Source organism: Hyphomonas sp. UBA3195 (assembly GCF_002366485.1).
Classification (GTDB): domain Bacteria; phylum Pseudomonadota; class Alphaproteobacteria; order Caulobacterales; family Hyphomonadaceae; genus Hyphomonas.
On record NZ_DEXB01000017.1, the window covers coordinates 119544 to 137268 of the forward strand.

Annotated in this window: 16 protein-coding genes and 2 pseudogenes; 11 read left to right on the plus strand and 7 right to left on the minus strand. The window is 58.9% G+C overall.

From position 1 onward, the window contains the following. Positions 1-241: 241 nt before the first annotated feature. The gene (locus B2344_RS06070; RefSeq protein ID WP_206741025.1) at positions 242-1012 is read left to right on the plus strand and encodes an NUDIX hydrolase; all 771 of its coding nucleotides are present in this window, start codon (positions 242-244) and stop codon (positions 1010-1012) included. A gap of 33 nt (positions 1013-1045) precedes the next feature. Here B2344_RS06070 and B2344_RS06075 read toward each other — a convergent pair whose 3' ends face one another. From B2344_RS06075 to B2344_RS06090, 4 genes are all read right to left on the minus strand, one after another. After that, positions 1046-2116: an acyl-CoA dehydrogenase family protein gene (locus tag B2344_RS06075; protein ID WP_034827890.1), complete on the minus strand. Its 1071-nt coding sequence runs from the start codon at positions 2114-2116 to the stop codon at positions 1046-1048. An 18-nt stretch (positions 2117-2134) separates the two neighbouring features. Next, positions 2135-3346, minus strand: a complete 1212-nt coding sequence (locus B2344_RS06080; protein ID WP_034827888.1) for an acyl-CoA dehydrogenase family protein — start codon at positions 3344-3346, stop codon at positions 2135-2137. 67 nt (positions 3347-3413) lie between these two features. Further along, positions 3414-3740: a 2Fe-2S iron-sulfur cluster-binding protein gene (locus tag B2344_RS06085; RefSeq protein WP_034827898.1), complete on the minus strand. Its 327-nt coding sequence runs from the start codon at positions 3738-3740 to the stop codon at positions 3414-3416. Positions 3741-3769: 29 nt separating this feature from the next. Then, positions 3770-5032, minus strand: coding sequence for a cytochrome P450 (locus B2344_RS06090; protein ID WP_034827886.1), 1263 nt, complete (start codon positions 5030-5032; stop codon positions 3770-3772). Between the two features lie 190 nt (positions 5033-5222). Here B2344_RS06090 and B2344_RS06095 point away from each other — a divergent pair, with 190 nt between their 5' ends. Genes B2344_RS06095 through B2344_RS06135 form a run of 9 tightly spaced genes read left to right on the plus strand, consistent with a single transcriptional unit; the run spans position 5223 to position 15467 of the window. Further along, positions 5223-5963 (plus strand): FadR/GntR family transcriptional regulator, encoded by a 741-nt coding sequence (locus B2344_RS06095; protein WP_034827884.1) that lies wholly within the window; start codon positions 5223-5225, stop codon positions 5961-5963. 45 nt (positions 5964-6008) lie between these two features. Then, positions 6009-7151, plus strand: a complete 1143-nt coding sequence (locus B2344_RS06100) for an NAD(P)H-dependent flavin oxidoreductase (protein WP_034827897.1) — start codon at positions 6009-6011, stop codon at positions 7149-7151. Between the two features lie 24 nt (positions 7152-7175). Beyond that, positions 7176-8366: a thiolase C-terminal domain-containing protein gene (locus tag B2344_RS06105; protein ID WP_034827883.1), complete on the plus strand. Its 1191-nt coding sequence runs from the start codon at positions 7176-7178 to the stop codon at positions 8364-8366. After that, positions 8363-8824: a Zn-ribbon domain-containing OB-fold protein gene (locus B2344_RS06110; RefSeq protein WP_034827882.1), complete on the plus strand. Its 462-nt coding sequence runs from the start codon at positions 8363-8365 to the stop codon at positions 8822-8824. Before B2344_RS06105 ends, B2344_RS06110 begins: the two co-directional genes overlap by 4 nt. A gap of 7 nt (positions 8825-8831) precedes the next feature. Then, on the plus strand, positions 8832-10082 hold the full coding sequence (locus B2344_RS06115; RefSeq protein ID WP_034827881.1) for an acyl-CoA dehydrogenase family protein: 1251 nt from the start codon (positions 8832-8834) through the stop codon (positions 10080-10082). Continuing rightward, positions 10082-11173: an acyl-CoA dehydrogenase family protein gene (locus tag B2344_RS06120; protein WP_034827880.1), complete on the plus strand. Its 1092-nt coding sequence runs from the start codon at positions 10082-10084 to the stop codon at positions 11171-11173. Before B2344_RS06115 ends, B2344_RS06120 begins: the two co-directional genes overlap by 1 nt. A 57-nt stretch (positions 11174-11230) precedes the next feature. After that, a complete protein-coding gene (locus B2344_RS06125) occupies positions 11231-12844 on the plus strand; it encodes an acyl-CoA synthetase (protein WP_034827879.1) in 1614 nt (537 codons plus the stop codon). Then, the gene (locus B2344_RS06130) at positions 12841-14478 is read left to right on the plus strand and encodes a flavin-containing monooxygenase (RefSeq protein WP_034827878.1); all 1638 of its coding nucleotides are present in this window, start codon (positions 12841-12843) and stop codon (positions 14476-14478) included. The genes B2344_RS06125 and B2344_RS06130 overlap by 4 nt, the downstream gene beginning before the upstream one ends. Further along, complete coding sequence (locus B2344_RS06135) at positions 14475-15467, plus strand: alpha/beta fold hydrolase (RefSeq protein ID WP_034827876.1); 993 nt, start codon at positions 14475-14477, stop codon at positions 15465-15467. The genes B2344_RS06130 and B2344_RS06135 overlap by 4 nt, the downstream gene beginning before the upstream one ends. Here the strand turns inward: B2344_RS06135 and B2344_RS06140 are convergent. Next, positions 15389-15829 carry a hypothetical protein gene (locus B2344_RS06140; RefSeq protein WP_290484849.1) on the minus strand — a complete coding sequence of 147 codons (441 nt, stop codon included), beginning with the start codon at positions 15827-15829 and terminating at the stop codon, positions 15389-15391. The genes B2344_RS06135 and B2344_RS06140 overlap by 79 nt on opposite strands. Before the next feature lie 57 nt (positions 15830-15886). After that, a pseudogene (locus B2344_RS06145) lies at positions 15887-16003 on the minus strand (transposase); the annotation flags it as partial. A gap of 550 nt (positions 16004-16553) precedes the next feature. Here B2344_RS06145 and B2344_RS15995 point away from each other — a divergent pair. After that, positions 16554-16898: a MarR family winged helix-turn-helix transcriptional regulator gene (locus tag B2344_RS15995; protein ID WP_414651728.1), complete on the plus strand. Its 345-nt coding sequence runs from the start codon at positions 16554-16556 to the stop codon at positions 16896-16898. Between the two features lie 50 nt (positions 16899-16948). On the opposite strand, the pseudogene B2344_RS06150 reads toward B2344_RS15995, so the two are convergent. Beyond that, positions 16949-17526: pseudogene (locus B2344_RS06150) on the minus strand (integrase core domain-containing protein); the annotation flags it as partial. Positions 17527-17725: the final 199 nt, after the last annotated feature.

The following is a 17725-nucleotide window of genomic DNA, read 5'->3' on the forward strand; positions in this document are numbered from 1 at the left end:
CAGTGAGAAGGCCGAATAACAAACTGTGAGATACCAGTGCTGCGTTGCGTCTGCATTCGGACGGCTGAGGCGATGTTTTGCGGTTTAGAACTTTTTCACCTGAATCGACGAGTTCATTTCGTCCGATGGCAGTGTCAGGGCAAACGGCCTTGAGAATGCAAATCCAGCGGCGTAGCCTCTGCAAATGGCCCTGTGCTACAACAAATCGTTTGGGTCCGAACCTAGACTACTGGAGAAACTGATGACCATGCAGAAGCCCGTCGATCCCGTCCCCGCGGCGACCATGCTCCTACTTCGCGACGCGCCGGAGTTTCAGGTCCTGATGGTCAAACGCCATCACCAGATCGATTTTGCCTCCGGCGCGCTGGTATTTCCCGGAGGAAAGCCTTCGGCCGGTGATGAAGCTCTCGAATGGGCTAATCATTGCGAGGGCTGGAGCACTTTCGACGATACGCAGCGCACTTTGCGGATTGCCGCGATCCGCGAAGCGTACGAGGAAGCCGGCATCCTGCTAGGCGATTATCGTGACGGCGGCGCGTTCGAGGATACATGTGATCTTGAAAGCCGCAAAGCGGTGGAGCGAGGGGAGCGCGAATTTCTTGACGTCGTTCGCGAGGCCGGTGTGCACCTACGCCTCGATCGGTTAAGCAATTTCGCGAGGTGGATAACGCCCACCTTCATGCACAAGCGCTTCGACACACATTTCTTCGTTGTTCGCGCGCCCGAACGCCAGATTGCCGCATGCGATGGATACGAAACCGTCGATGCGGAATGGCTTTCGCCGCACAAGGCGTTGGAAATGGAAGCCAGCGGCGAGCGAACCATTATATTTCCTACACGCTTGAACCTGCAACTGCTGGCCAAATCTGCGAGCGCAGCGGATTGCGTGGCGCAGGCTGAAACCCGCGATATCGTAACGGTTCTGCCTGAAATCATTCAGCGAGACGGGAAGAATGTCCTCACTATTCCCGAAGACGCGGGTTACGGCCCGGCCTACGAAATTGTGGGCTGACGGCAAGCTGCGAGTGGCGAGAAACCTTCGTCGTCAGTAACCGGACAATCGTGCAAAACGGTCCCTGAGGTAGCTTGACGACCCCCAACTCGCCTCGAGCACGCGAGCACGCTTGAGGTAGAAGCCGACATTGAATTCGTCGGTCATCCCGATGCCGCCATGCAGCTGGATACCCTGATTGCTGATCGCGTGCAGTACGCGATTTGCCTCGGCCTTGGCGATGGTCGCTGCACGCGCGACTCCGAAACCGCTGTCGACTGCCTGTAAACCCGCCTCGACCGCGGAGCGCATCTGCGTGAGGTCGGCGAACAGATCCGCCATGCGATGTTGCAGCGCCTGGAAAGTAGCAAGCACCTGATTGAACTGCACACGCTGCTTCAGATAGTCGAGGGTCGTGTCGAACACAGCTTGCGCCATGCCGAGCATTTCGGCAGCGGAAAGCACGCGCGCCCGGTCGAGCACGTCGCCAAGCAGACTGTCGCCTCCGCCCTCGAGCTTCTCGGCGGCAGCGCCAGCGAATTGGATATCGGCGTGGCTGCGCTGATCGGTGAGCTTGCGCGTGGTCAGTGAAACGCCATCGCCCTTTTCGACCAGGTATAGGCCGTCCTTGGCTGCGACCACGAAGAGGCTGGCGCCATGCGCCTCGTGCACGAATGCCTTTTTGCCGGTCAGCTTGCCGCCCGAAACGCTGGTCTCGATTGCGGAGGGATCGCAATGCGCTCCTTCATCGACAGCCAGCGTTGCCACGGTTTCGCCGCTGGCGAGCCTGGGAAGCCATTTGGCCTTCTGCGCGTCGCTTCCGCCGAGCAGGATTGCGCTCGCCGCGATGGTTGTGGCCACCAGCGGACTTGCGGTCAGCGTTTTGCCGAGTTCCTCGATCACGAGGCCGGCCGACAAGAAACCGAAATCTGATCCACCATGGGCCTCGGGAATGATGATCCCGACCCAGCCCATTTCGGCCATCGCGGCATAGGCGTCAGCGTTGTAGGCCTGCGGTTGGCCTGCTGCGCGGACTTTGCGGAACTCGGATACCGGGCTTTCCTTGGTCGCCCAGTCGCGCGCCATGTTGCGCAGCATTTCCTGTTCTTCGCTGAGAACTGCCATTGTCCTTGCTACCCTCGCTTACTGGTGGTCGAGCATGCCAAGCACCCGCTTGGCAATGATGTTGTTCTGGACTTCGGTCGAACCGCCATAGATCGTCGCTGCCTTGCCGAAGAGCCAGCCGCGCACATCCTCAAGTTCGTCATTGCCAAACTCGTCGCCTTCCCAGCCGAGGCCCTGAAAGCCGCGGATTTCGATCAGCAACTCGCTGCGGTCCTGGGCCAACTTGGTGCCGACCTTTTTCAGAACCGAACTGATCTCTGAAACGCCGCCTTGCGCTTTGCTTTCCTCGACCGCACGACGCGCGGTGAGCAGGAAGCTGTTCCAGCGGATTTCAAGATCGGCGATCTTGTCGCGCAGGACCTTGTTGACGAGCGCGCCATCACCGCCGGTTTCGCAGTATTTCTTGGCGATATCGCCAAGGCTCTGGCCCATCATGCCGGCGAGGCGCCCTCCGCCCGAAATGTTCGTGCGCTCGTGCTGAAGCAGGCGCTTGCCGATAGTCCAGCCCTGGCCTTCCTTGCCCACGAGATTTTCCTTCGGCACCTTCACATCGGTGAAGAAGGTCTCGCAGAACGGGCTGGTTCCGCTGATCATTGTGATCGGGCGGACTTCAACGCCGGGTGCGTCCATGTCGATCAGCATGAAGCTGATACCTTTGTGTTTGTCTGACCGGTCGGTGCGGACGATGGCAAAGCACTTGTCAGCCCACTGGCCACCGCTGGTCCAGGTCTTCTGGCCGTTAATGAGGTAGTGATCGCCCTTGTCGACCGCGAAGGTCTGCAGGTTTGCGAGGTCTGATCCGGCATTCGGCTCCGAGTAGCCCTGGCACCAGCGAATTTCGCCACGGCAGATTGGCGGGATATGCTCCAGCTTCTGCCTTTCGTCGCCGTATTCGAGCAAGGTCGGGCCGAACATCATCACACCCATTCCGCCGATCGGATTGTAGGCGCCGACCTTGGCGAACTCATGCTCGATGATCCTGGCCTGGCCTTTGGTCAGTCCGCCCCCGCCATATTCCTTGGGCCAGGTTGGCGTGCCCCAACCACGCCCGCCCACGGCTTCTCGCCATTTCTTCTGGACAGGGTTCTCGTCGGTCGGACCGTCGAGCCCGGCCATCATATTGCCCGTGCCCTTGAGTTCGTCAGGGAAATTGGTGGCGAGGAATTGCCGCACTTCGGTGCGAAACGCGTCTTCGCTCGTCTGGACATCGGATTCTAGTTGTGTTGGCACGGAAACCTCCGTTCAAAAATCAAATTCGTGGCACCCCACTCGGACGACAAGGCCGCGCTCTGGCTGGTCAGTACTGCTGCGCAGGAACGTGCAAAACCAAACCTTCCATCGCAGCTTCCATGGGTATCTGGCAGGCGAGGCGACTGTATTCGCTGGCCCCTTCTGCAAATTGCAGGAGTTCGGCCTCCGCTTCGCCTTCCTTCAGACGACCCACCTTGTCGATCCAGGTCGGGTCGACATGGACATGACAGGTCGCACAGGCGCAGGCCCCGCCGCAATCGCCGTCGATGCCCGGCACGCCGTTGAAAAGCGCCGCTTCGCGCGCTGTTTCGCCCTCAGCAATTTCGACTTCCCGCCGCGTTCCATCGCTGGATACGAACGTCACTTTGACCATCATAAACTCCGTATTTCTGCTTTGGTAAATCAGCGGGCGTGCAGCCGCACCGGCAGCTTGGTGATCCCACGCACAAGGGTTGAATACAGGCGCTCGGGTTGGCCGGTCACTTCGACCTTGGCGAAGCGCTTGTGAATCTCTTCCCAGATGATCCGCAACTGCAGTTCTGCCAGCCTGTTGCCCATGCAGCGATGGATGCCATAGCCGAATGACAGGTGATGGCGCGGATTCTTGCGGTCAATGATGAACCGGTCGGCCTGGTCGATAACCGTGTCGTCGCGGTTGCCCGACAGGTACCACATCACGACCTTGTCGCCCTTCTTGATCTGTTTGCCGCCGATCTCCCATTCCTGAAGCGCGGTGCGGCGCATGTGAGTCAGCGGCGTCTGCCAGCGGATGATTTCCGGCACCATGCTGGTGATCAACGATGGGTCGTCATTCAGTTTGCGATATTCGTCGGGGTTCTGATTGAGGGCGAGCACACCGCCGCTGATTGAATTGCGCGTGGTGTCGTTGCCGCCCACGATCAGCAGCAGGAGGTTACCCAGAAATTCGAGGAAAGGCATATCCTTTGTCGCCGGGGCATGCGCCATCATGGAAATCAGGTCGTTCCTCGGCGGCTCATTGACGCGCTGATCCCACAGGCCCTTGAAATACATCGCGCACTCGATGAGCTCTTCGCGCCTCGCTTCGTACGATGCGACGATGCCGGTTTCAGGAGCAGCGGTTGTGACATCAGACCAGCGGGTGAGCTTGCGGCGTTCTTCCCACGGAAAATCGAACAGGGTGGCAAGGGTCATCGTGGTCAATTCGATCGAGACCTTGTCAACCCAATCAAATTCCTCGCCGATCGGTAGATCATCGAGAATCTGACACGCTCGTTCGCGGATTGTCGGTTCGAGCAACAGCAAGTTGGACGGTGCCACAGCGGGGGTGACGGCCTTGCGTTGCTGGTCGTGCTTTGGAGGATCCATGGCGATGAACATTTCAAGTTCGAGCGCACCTTCCACACTATGCATGTCCTGGATGGCGATACCGCCGAGCTTTGCCTCCGATGAAAAGACTTTGTGGTTGGTATCGACGGCCATGATGTCGTCGAATTTGGTGATCGACCAGAAGGGTCCGACATGGCTTTCACGGCAGTAATGGACTGGCTCCTCCTTGCGCAGCCGGTCGAAGAACAGGCCGATCGTGTCCTGCTGAAAAAGGCTCGGCCGAGAGACATCGATTTCGTCGATCGGCATGGCCGCGATTTTTTCGGCAGTATCCAGCTCCATCGTGTCGATGCTCATGTCTTGTCCTCCATACCCAGCAAGCAGACTCACCTCGTTTGCGGATAGTTAGGGAATTTGCAGGCCGTGGTCAATAAAGCTTATAAGGATTATTGCAAGATTCGGTCAAACTGTGAACTGTTTAGGAAAACTCTAGACATATCCGCCGATAAACCCTTATAAGGATTTATCAGAGGAGCGATTCCCGGAGATGCAACCGAAGGTCGATGATTCCAGGAAAGCCAAGCGCGCGCTCACGCTTGCGCATGACATCGTACGCGATATCGAAGCCGGGGCGCATGTTGCGGGCGACAGGTTGGCGCGCGAGGACGAAATGCTTGCGCGATACGATGTCGCTCGAGCGACTTTGCGCGAAGCGCTCCGCTTCCTTGAGCTTCAGGGCGTAATCCATCTTCAACTGGGCCGTAGTGGCGGCCCGGTGGTCGCCCGCCCGCAGACCGGTGATTTTGCGAATAATCTTTCTCTCATCCTGCAATTCATGGAAGCAGACCTCAGGGGCCTGCTCGAACTGCGCGAAGCCATAGCTCCGAATGTTGCAGCCTATGCCGCCCAGCGCGCGACCACGGGTGATCTGAGCGCACTTGCCGATTGCCTCAAAGAGCTGGAGCGCAACGAAGCCAGCAGCCAGTTCGAGGAACTGAATCGCCGTTTTCACGATATGCTCGGCTGGGCCAGCGGCAATCCGCTTTTCGGCCTTCTGACTTCCGCGTTGCACATGCTTACCCGCGAATTTTCGCTCTCGCTGGGGTATTCGGCGCAAGAGCGTGCGGTCCAGTTGCGCTTCTTGCGCCGCGTCCTTGAAGCTGTGCGCAAGGGCGATGCCGAAGGAGCGCGGCAGTCGATGGCTCGTCTCGTGGCGGGCTCCGCCTCCTATCTCGCAGAAAGACGCCCTGAGCTTGTGTCCCAGAAGGTCAAGTGGGGGCAGACGTAAAATAACAGGCGCCCGTGGATGGCGCAATTTGGAGAAGGTAACACGATGGCACTCAAGAGCCACATTTGCGAAATTCTCGGGATCGAGTACCCGATCCTTCTGGCCGGGATGGGCGGGGCCAGTATCCCCGCGCTCGCGGCTGCAGTATCTAATGCGGGGGGGCTTGGCGTTCTTGGCGCTGCGGCCTGCTCGCCGGACCAGTTGCGTAGCTGGATCCGCCAGACCCGCGAGCTGACCGACAAACCGTTTGGGGTCGATACCCTTCTGCCTGCCTCCGTCAGGCGCGGTTCGGCCCCGCAAAGCGGCGCCGTGCCCGAAAACCCGATGGCATTGCTTGGCGAATACCAGCAGTTCACCCGCGATTTCATGGAACGCGAGGATCTGCCCGAAGTGGATGCCGCAATGGCCATGCGCGCGGCTGGCGCGCCGGAAATGGGCAAGGGCGGGCCGCAGCTGTTCTCGCGGGAGTTTTTCGAGGCGCAGATGGAAGTTGTAATCGAGGAAAAGGTGCCAGTCTATGCCGCCGGCCTCGGCAATCCCGGACCGTGGATGGACCGCCTTCATTCGAATGGCACCAAGGTCATGGCGGTGATCGGCAAGGTCAAACATGCCCAACAGGTGGTCGATTCCGGTATCGACATGATTGTTGCGCAAGGTCACGATGGCGGCGGACACAACTCCCCGATCGGAACCTTCTCGCTGATTCCGCAAGTGGTCGATGCGGTGGGGGACCGGGTTCCGGTGATCGGAGCGGGTGGAATTTCCGATGGCCGCGGAGTCGCTGCGGCGATGATACTGGGCGCTGTGGGCGCGTGGGTCGGCACGGCGTTCCTGGCAACCGAAGAAGCCGGCATCGAACGGTTCCAGAAGGAAGCAATCACCGAAAGCGGCGATGCAGATACCATCGTCAGCCGCTCGATGACCGGCAAGCCCGCGCGCATGATCCGCAACAAATGGGCCGATGCCTGGGTTGCGGCGGGCAAGGAACCGCTTCCCATGCCTTACCAGTCGATGATTTCAGGGCCGGTCATGGCTTCGGGCATCAAGGCTCAGCGCAAGGATATCATGCCCGGCTTCGCGGGGCAGGGAATCGGTCTGATCCATTCGATCCGTCCAGCGGCAGAGGTCATGCGCGATCTTGTCGACGGGGCCGAAAGGGCGCTGGCTGATGCCAGATTCTATTCCTGAATTCCGGCAAGACGGGGACGCGGTATGAGCGCTTCACAGACCTTATCCTTTGCCGACAAGGCCGCCATAACGGGTGTGGGCGAAACCGTATTCGTGAAGGGCACCGAACGGACTGCAGTGGACATGATGCTGGAAGCCTCGCGCCGCGCCATCGCGGATGCCGGCCTGAAACCTTCCGATATCGACGGCATGGTGCCGCCGCCGATTTATACGACCTCGGAGGAAATGGCCGCCAATCTCGGCATTGATGTGCTGCGTTATGCGGCCACCGTTCACATGGGTGGCGCCAGCCCGACGACGGCGCTGCAGAACGCTGCGATGGCGATTGCCAGCGGGCTTTGCGATCACGTGTTGGTCACGCTCGGTTGGAACGGCTATTCCGCCCTCAGGTCCAAGCCGGGTGCCCCGCCCACTCGGGCGATGAACATGAACACGCTGACCAATACCATCCAGGGCTATTACATCCCCTATGGTGTGTTCCTGCCGGTGCAGATGTATGCTTGGCTGGCGACCCGCCACTCGAAACTTTACGGCGTGGGTGCGGATGCGATGGCGGCCGTCGCGCTGGCCTGCCGTCGTCACGCGCAGTTGAATCCGCGCGCCTTTACCTATGGGCGCGCACTCGACGCGGAAACCTATCATTCAGCGCGCTGGATATCCGAGCCCTTCCGCCTTTACGATTGCTGCCTTGAAACCGATGGGGCCTGCGCGGTTGTCATATCGCGAATGGATCGGGCCAGGGATATGCCCCATGTGCCCGTCAGCATCGCCGGTGCCGCGGAAGGCCACCCCTATCCCGCCGACGACATCCCGTCGCGGCCCGATCCCTTCAAGATCGGCCTTAGCTATGCCGCCCCGCGCGCTTTCGATATGGCTGGCGTCAAGCGCGAGGACATGGATTTCCTGCAGATCTACGATTGCTTTACCTATGTCGTCTTGCTGCAACTGGAAGCGATGGGGTATTGCGAACCAGGCGGACAGGCCGAATTCGTCGCCAACGGCCAGATTGAGCTGGGTGGCCGCTTTCCGATCAACACCCATGGCGGCTTGCTCAGTGAGGCGCATGTCTGGGGCCTCAACCACGTGGTCGAGGCAGTGCGTCAGCTTCGTCACGACTGCGGCGAGCGCCAGGTGCCGGGAGCCCAGACCGGCCTCGTGACCGGTTGGGGCGACCTAGGCGACGGCAGCATCGCCATTCTCAGGAGGTTTGCATGAGCAGCGAAAGCGATCTGCCCCCCAAAATGCGGCCCTCCGCGCAGATTGTGCCACCCAAGCCGCGACCGCGCCCACAAGACCCGGTTGAGCAGGAATTCTGGAAGAGGTGCCAGGACGGCCATCTCTATTTCCAGCGCTGCGGCGATTGCGGCAGCTTCCGCCACTTGCCGCGCTATATGTGCGCAAAGTGCGGCTCGCCGGAATTTTCCTGGGAACGCAGCAGCGGCAGGGGCACGTTGTTTTCCTGGACCGTAACCCACCAGGCCCTCCACCCGGCTTTTGCCGCCGACATCCCCTTCGTGGCTGCGGTGGTTGAATTGGAAGAGGGGGTGCGCATGGCCACGCGGCTGGTTGGTTGCGATCACGAGCGTCTTGCGCTCGACCTTCCGGTGGTCGTGGAGTTCGAACTGATCGGTGAGGACTTCCGCCTTCCTGTTTTCCGCCTGAGTGAAAGTTAGAAGCGCCATGGATCTCGAATATGGACCCGAATACGATGTCTTCCGCAAGCAGGTGCGGGCCTTTATCGAAGCGCACAGCCATCTTGCTCCGCCTTCTTCTGACCGGGCGGCCCGACCTTCGTCCAAGGCGGTCGAATGGCAGAAGCTGTTGATCGAGCATGGGTATACCGCTCGAACGATCCCGCAGGCGTATGGCGGCTATGGAGCGGAGCCGGACATTCTCCAATCGCGCATCATCGCAGAGGAATTTGCGCGGGCCAGGGTGCCGGGCGGACTTTCCAATCAGGGAATCTCGATGTTCGTGCCGACCCTGCTCGAACTCGGCACCGAGGAACAGAAACGGCGCTGGATCGAACCCACGTTGAAAGGCGATGTTGTCTGGTGCCAGGGCTATTCCGAACCCGGTGCCGGGTCGGACCTCGCCAATCTCAAGACCAGCGCGCACATCGAGAACGACGAATTTGTTGTCAATGGCCAGAAGATTTGGACCAGCACCGCCAAGCAGGCCGACATGATCTTCTGCTTGGTCAGGACCGAACCTGACGCGCCCAAGCATGGCGGCATTTCCTACCTGATCTTTTCGATGGACACGCCGGGCATCGAGGTTCGCCCCTTGAAGACGATGACCGGTCATGCCGAATTCAACGAAGTGTTCTTTACCGATGTCCGGGTCCCCATGCATCAGATCGTCGGCCAGCGGGGCCAGGGCTGGTTCGTGGCGAACGCAACTCTTGGCCATGAGCGCGGAATGCTGGGCGATCCCGACGCGCTTGAAAACCGGCTGGAGGCACTGATCGCGCTGATGCAGGAAGAGCGTTTGGGCCAGGGTCGCGCGATCGACAATCCGGTACTGCGCGACCGGCTGGTGGCACTGCAGGCCGAAGTGGCGGCGATGAAATACAATGGGATGCGGATCCTTTCGAACAGCCTCAGGGGTGAGCCGGGCGGCATGGCGAAACTGATCGTCAAGTTGCAAAGCTGCGAACTCGCTCACCAGATATCCGCGCTGGCAATCGACGCCATGGGCGAACTGGGCATTCTCTATCACCACAGCCCGCGTGAGCGGGAAGGGGGGGCGTGGCAATGGAACTATATGTTCCAGCTCGGTCTCATCATCGGCGGCGGCACCGCCCAGATCCAGAAGAACATCATCGCTGAACGTGGCCTCGAAATGCCGCGCGAACCGAAGCTGGCGAAGATTTCGGATGCGGCGAAAGCAACCGCAGACATGCCGCGTCACAAACAGGGATCAGCCTAATGGATTTCGGACTTTCTCAGGACCAGCAGATGCTGCGCGATGCCGTTGCGCGGTGTCTTGCGGATACCTGCCCGCTCGATCATGTCCGCGAATGTACCGAGCGTGACAATCCGCTTAGCGACAAGGTGCTCCGCGCCGTCCAGGACCTGGGAATTCCCGGGATGCTGGTACCGGAAGAGCATGGCGGCCTCGGCATGACCCTTCTCGACGCTGCCATAGTTGCGGAACAGCTCGCCTATGCGGTCGCGCCAGTACCTTTTCTCGCCAGTCATGTTCTGACGCCTATCGCGCTGAGCGAGGCAGGCAGCAAGGAGCAAAAGGCCCACTGGCTGCCAAAGATCGTGAGCGGCGAGGCGCGTATTGGTGTCGCGATTTCCGAGACAATCGAGGTGCGCGACGGCGCGGGGGTTTCCTTTGCTGCCGGGAAGCTCAACGGCACCGCCCTGTTCGCACTCGATTTCGAAGGAGCCGATGCCTTCATCGTCGCCGATTCCGGCGGCAGGCTGCACCTTGTCGGTGCCAAGGCGTCGGGCCTGAAGGCTATCGCGCTGACGACCATCGATCGGACCCGCAGCGTCGGGGAGTTGCGGTTTGACGGGGCCGAAGCGGAACCACTGGCTGATGATGGGGGAGCTGCAGTGGGCCGGCTGCGCGCTGCGGGGCGTGTGATCCTCGCCGCCGACAGTCTTGGCGCAGGTCAGGCCATGATCGAAAAGGCTGTCGATTATGCTGGCCAGCGCGAACAGTTTGGTCGCCTTATCGGCAGTTTCCAGGCCGTAAAGCACATGTGCGCCGAGATGGCCGCGCGGCATGAACCGTGCCGTTCGCTCGTCTGGTACGCCGCCCACGCCTTTGACGCAGTTCCGACAGAGGCATCGCTCGTCGCCTGCCACGCGAAATCACACACCGGCGAAGTCCATCGCTTTGTCGCCCGCACTTCCACCGAAGTGCATGGCGGGATGGGATTCACGGACCTGATCGGTCTCCACTACTGGTTCAAACGCATTGGATTCGACCGGCAGGTGCTTGGCGGACCCGAAACGGTGCGGGCCGAGGCGGCAGCACTGCAAGGCTGGATCAAGGCCGCGTAACACACTCGTTGAGGGGGCGTCCGAGACTGGCTGCCCCGTCCGGCAGGGAGAAGGAAAATGATCGACTGGAACCTCGGTGACATTCTCGACGCTGTCGAGCCCGCCATGCCTCAGGACGCTCCGGCGCTGATACACGGCGACCGGATCGTCACTTGGCCCGAAATGTCCGCGCGTTCGAATAATATCGCGCGCGCATTGCGTCAACGCGGAGCGTGCGATGGTGCCAAGGTGGCCTTCTACATGCGCAACCGACCCGAATATGGCGAGCTGATGGCGGCTTGTTTTAAGGGGCGCTTGACTCATGTGAACATCAATTACCGCTATCGCGCCGAAGAAGTTTTCTACATTTTCCACGATTCTGACAGCGAAGTGATTGTTTACAGTTCGGAGTTTCGCGAATGCATCGTCGAACTCAAGGATAGGCTCGAGAAGGTTCACACTTTCGTCGAAATTGGCGACCCTTCCGAAATCGCGTCTTTTGCGAGTCCCTATGAGACGCTGGCGGAAAAAGGGGACGGATCGGCACTCGGCATCGAACGCTCACCCGACGATTTGCTCTTCATCTATACCGGCGGCACGACCGGGATGCCGAAAGGCGTGATGTGGCGGCACGACGACATGCGCAAGGCCCAGCTGGACGCGCAGAAGTTACTGGGCTCGGTTCCGCAGACGCTGGAAGAAAATGTTGCGCTGATCGAGAAAGAGGGGCCCGGCAGGCGCACTCTCTCCGCCTGCCCGCTCATGCACGGGACGGGCTTCATCACCGCGATAGGTGCGCTCATGTCGGGCGGCGCGATCGTCACGCTGACGGCCCCTTCCTTCGAAGCTTCAGAATTGTGGGAAACGGTCGAAAAGCACCAGGTGGAAAGCATCGCAATTGTGGGCGATGCCTTTGCTAAGCCAATGCTTCGCGCGCTCGAAGAAAACCCGGGCCGCTGGGATACCAGGAGCCTCGTCTCCATAATCTCGTCCGGCGTGATGTGGAGCAAGGAGATTAAGGCCGGTCTATGCAAGCATATTCCCCAAATCGTGCTGATGGATAGTTTCGGCGCCTCCGAAGGGCTCGGCTTCGGCCTCTCCGTCACGACTGCTCAGGGCGGTACGAACACCGCGAAATTCGGGATTGGCGAATTCTGCGATGTCTTCGACGAAAACGATCAGAAAGTCGAACCAGGAAGCGGCGTGCCTGGCTTTATCGCCCGCAAGGGGGCCATCCCCATGGGATATTACAAAGATCCCGAAAAATCCGCCAAGACATTCCGCACAATCGATGGCGTGCGTTATTCGATTCCGGGTGACTGGTGCCGGGTAGAGGCCGATGAAAGCCTTACCCTGCTAGGCCGCGGCAGCGTATGCATCAACACTGCTGGCGAGAAGGTATACCCAGAAGAAGTCGAGGAAGTGCTCAAGACCCATCCCGCCATCGGTGAAGCGCTGGTCGTAGGTGTAACGGATGAAAAATGGGGCCAGGCCGTCACGGCCGTCGTCCACCTCAACCACGGCGTCCCGTTCGACGAGCAAGCTGTCAAGGACCATGTGCGCGATCAACTGGCAGGATACAAAACGCCCAAGGCCATACATCCGACGGAAAAACCCCTGCGTGCATCCAACGGCAAGGCCGACTATGCAACGGCGAAAGCAATCGCCGAACGTTTGACGGTCGCACCGTGAGCCATCGGGAGTCTCCTGATTACGACGTTGTAATCGTCGGTGCCGGCTTCAGCGGGATATACCTGCTCCACAAGTTGCGTGACGCTGGATTCAACGTGTTGCTGGTGGATGCTGCGGCCCAGCCCGGCGGCATCTGGTACTGGAATTGCTATCCAGGCGCACGAGTGGATTCACAGGTTCCGCTTTACGAGTACTCTATACCTGAAGTGTGGAAATCATGGGCCTGGAGCGAGCGATTTCCCGGTTGGGAAGAGCTCAGAGCGTATTTCCGGCATGTTTGCGATACGCTCGACCTTTGGCCCATGATGCGCATGGGGTCTGGGGTCAAAGGCGCGCACTATGAGAAGGAGACGAAGCAATGGCGTCTGCAACTCGACAGCGACAAAACTGTTTCGACACGGTTCCTGTTGCCCGCTCTTGGTTTCGCATCAAAGCCGTATGTCCCCAATTTTCCCGGCCTTGAGGATTTCGAAGGCCAATGGTTTCACACGGCGCGCTGGCCGCAGCAGGGTGTCGATCTCAGCGGACGTAAGGTTGCCTTGATCGGCACCGGTGCAAGTGGTGTGCAGGTCGCGCAAGAAGCTGCCAAATCCGCATCGAAGCTGACCCTCTTTCAAAGAACACCAATCCTGGCGCTGCCTATGCAGCAGAAGAAGCTTTCGGCAGAAGACCAGGAACGGGACAAGAAGGGCTATGCCGCGATCTTCGAAACGCGCAAGCAGACGAGCGGAGGATTCGAATGCCAATCGCTAGACGTATCGGCGCTCGAAGTTGACGAGAAAGCGCGCACCGCGCACTTTGAAGATCTGTGGCAACAGGGCGGCCTCAGGTTCTGGTATCACAACTTCGCTGACTTGCTTACCAACCGCGAAGCCAACCGGCACGCCTACGATTTCTGGCGCGACAAGGTTCGCGCAAGGATCGCCGATCCCAATCTGGCCGAGAAACTCGCCCCATCCGAACCGCCGCATCCATTCGGCACGAAGCGGCCTTCGCTTGAACAGGGATATTACGAAATTTTCGCGCAAGACAATGTCGCGCTGGTCGATCTCAAGGCAACTCCGATCATCCGGATCGGACCGCACGCTATTACGACCAAAGACGGCGAGATGGAATGCGACCTCATCGTTTTCGCCACCGGCTTCGATGCCGGGCGCGGCGGGCTGATCGATATGAACATCAGGGGGACGAACAGCCTATCACTGTCCCATGCGTGGGAAGACAGAGTACGCGCCTATCTGGGAATGGCGGTGTCTGGCTTTCCCAATATGCTGTTCACATACGGGCCACTCAGCCCGTCGGGTTTCTCAAACGGCCCGACCAGCGCAGAGATACAGGGTGACTGGATCTGCGACTTTCTGGTCTGGATGCGGGAAAATGGTGTCGATCTTTTCGAAGCCGATCCGGCAGCTGAAACGGGCTGGACCGAAATGGTTGCCCAAGCAGGCGCGATGACGCTCTTTCCCGAAGCGGATTCTTGGTACATGGGCGCAAACATCCCGGGCAAGACGCGTCAACTGATCAATTTTCCAAGCGTGTCTGGCTATGTCGCACTCTGCGAAGATGTAGCGAACGAGGGGTATCGCGGCTTCGTGATCGACAAACCCACTAGCAAGGAACACTTAACGAAATGAACGTATTGTCCAAGATTGGAGATTTTCCCGACGACATCGACCCTGTCTGGGCCGGCGATGGTTCGCATCTGCCGGAATGGTTTGTGTCGGCCCTCAAGGTGCCGCGCGAAGAAGGTTATGTTGAGATCGACGGTGCCAGGACGCACTACTTCCGCTGGGGCGACCGGAAAAAGCCGAAAGTGCTTATGACACATGGCTTTCTCTCCCACGCCCGTTGCTTTGCCTTCATCGCTCCGTTTCTCGCAGAAGATTACGACGTGGTGGCGTTCGATCTCGCCGGCATGGGCGACACGGAGATGCGCGGGCAAGCCGATCCCGCGGCTAGGGGGCGCGAGTTTGGTGAGATTGCCGAGGCACTCGATCTGTTTACAGATGGCCACAAACCCACCATCATCGCGCACAGTTTCGGCGCGGGCGCAGCGCTGACAGCCGTGACCCTGTCGCCCGATGCTTTCTCCGGCGTCGTGATTTGCGATCTGATGGTCATGCGAGCCGAGCTCCTCGATCAATACTGGAACCATCGCCGCTCAAGCCCGGGATCAGGTGATCCTGACAAGCCCAACCGGCTCTATGCGAGCTATGAAGAGGCGCGCAAAAGATACGTCCTTTCTCCGCCCCAGCCAGTCGGCGAGCCGTTCCTCCTAGATTACATGGCGTATCATTCAATGCGACGCGACGGAGACGGTTGGACATGGAAGTTCTCACCCGAGGTATTCCGACGAAGCAATAAGTCCGACGAATGGCTCACAATCGGCCATCGACTCGTGAATGCGCCGGGCCGCAAGATCATCGTTCATGGCGGAAAGAGTCAGCTCTTCACCAGGGACTCGGCTGACTACATCCGCGAGCTAGGGGGCGGTGACATTCCGATAATCGCCGTACCTGAGGCGCGCCACCATTTGATGCTCGATCAGCCATTAGCTTTTTTAACTGCGCTCAGAAGCATTCTCTCCCTTTGGGAGGCGCAGGCACACCCAAGGTGTGCGTGAAGGACAAGCGCGCCGAGATCCACGGGCGGATCACGGCGTACCAGGCTCAGATCGCGCAGGCGAAGCAAGACCTGGCTCATATAAATGCGTCGATCCGGCTGTTCACCGATATCTGTGTGCGCCATCTTGAGGTCGATGGCGAACTCACAACCCGGGATCTCGCTGAGCGGGTGATGATCGAGCGCCGACTTGACGCGACGGATGCCACGCTGCGCAATTCGGTCGTCTTCAAGGTCGTCCAGGCCCTTCGCCATGCCGCCCGGCGGAAGCATGTCCGGATGGTGGAGAAGCGCAAGGGCATGTGCGTCTGGGCACGAGGCGATGCCGTCACGTTGCGGGTCGTTGCCAGTAGATGTTGGCATCCAATACCGGTTCGATCAGGACTCAAATCGCTTGCACCGGGAGAGCCGTCCATAGATATAGAAGTTGGCCGAGCTGACACCATGACGCCGGCACACGTCTGCGGTTGCCATGCCTCGTTCCTGTTCAGCCAGGATCGCGATGATCTGTTCCTTAGTGAATTTGCTTTTGCGCATTGTCTGTCTCCGTTGCGACAGACTCTCCATTCAAATGCGGAACCAAATGGGTATCAGGTCACATTGTATGAATGCATACCATATGCAAGCAAATGGGCTGTCGGGAGGCCGATGAGGGGTCGGCAAAAGTCCGTTTGCTTACATACAGTATGGACCCGTGCGGAAATTTCGTGTATTAAGGTTGGCAACAGCCGGTAGCACGAGTGCCTGCGGCTTGTCTGAGCGGTGGAATGTCAAACCAGTCGCCCTGACGAAGTGAGGAAAGTATCACATCGTCAGGAAGGCCTCCTCCTACATTCCGCAGTTTCGGTAGACTTGCTGGCTAGATTAATCTAGCCAGCACTTTTTTCCTGCTTTGAATATAGCGGTTGAATTTCGAGCTGCACAAAGCCAGAGTGAACTTTTGACACCATGGCTAGGTTTGGTTGGAATGCCCCAAGAGAAAATTCTGAGATTCGCTGACAATGATTTCTGGAGCGATGAGCGAGTTGAGCTGGCTTTTCTGATAAGCCGTGTTACGCGCGTGCTTCGGCGTCGATTTGATATGGATATGGCATCCTTGGAACTCACGCGGGCTCAATGGAGAGCGATGCTGTATGTTTTTCGGCTTTCTAACCCTACGCAAACCGAGTTAGCCGAGATATTGGAGCTGGGGCGAGCTTCTGTCGGGTCTCTGATAGACCAGTTGGAGCGAAGTGGATATGTATCCCGGGTCGCGGACAGCGATGATCGTCGTGTGTGGAGGGTTGTGCCTTCTAGATTGGCAGTCTCCCGGCAGTCCAAAATTGATCGGGCCGGAAGACGTGCGGCCGCTGAGTTATTTGCAGATTTCGACGAGAAAGATCTTAGAGATTTCCGTCGATGTCTAGAAAAGCTAATCCCAAGCGCGGAATGAGCGTGGTGAACGGTAATCATCCTATTTTTAAGCTGCCAGGTTCCTGAACTTTACGCAGAAAGTTTCAGTTCCATGGCGGGGTAATCCCGCCGATGCCCATGTCCGGGCGCTGATTGTTGTAAATCCAGAGCCACCGCGTAGCGTGTTCCTTGACGTTCTCGATCGTATTGAAGATGAACCGTCCTGGCCATTCCTGCCGAACGGTCCGATTGTAGCGCTCGACATAGGCATACTGCTGCGGCTTGCCAGGCTGGATGCAGAAGATGCCAATGCCGCGCTTTGCTGCCCAGGTCTGCAGCTTGCCACTGATATTTTTCGGCCCCGTTGTCCACGCGCATGCCCATCGGCTTTCCGAGCCCTTCAATGATTTGCTCAAGCATGTGAACGACACGGGCTGCAGGCAGGGAGAAGTCTACTTCGATACCAAGGCCTTCGCGGTAAAAGTCCTCGAGGACATTTAGCGTCCGGAAGGACCAGCCATCGCCGAGTTGGTCGGCCATGAAGTCCATCGACCACATTTCGTTCGGCCGCTCCAGAACCGCCAGGGGCCCGGAACTTCCCGAACCAGGCGTTTCCTCGGCTTGATCTACAAATTCAGCTCCAGTTCGCAAGGATATGCGCGTCTGTGAATCGCGATTTCTTCATTCTCGACTCCGTCGATAATCAACGCCGGAGAAGTCCAGTTTTCAAGTCGCTTATTTTCAGGGATGACTACCTTTCCAGGATCGTGTCCCAGCAAGTGGTGTAGCTCGTCATTGGCCTGCCGGTCTTGGGCGGGCTGAGCTGGTCAGCTGACCTGTGCTGCAGGCAGGCTGACCAGGGGGTTA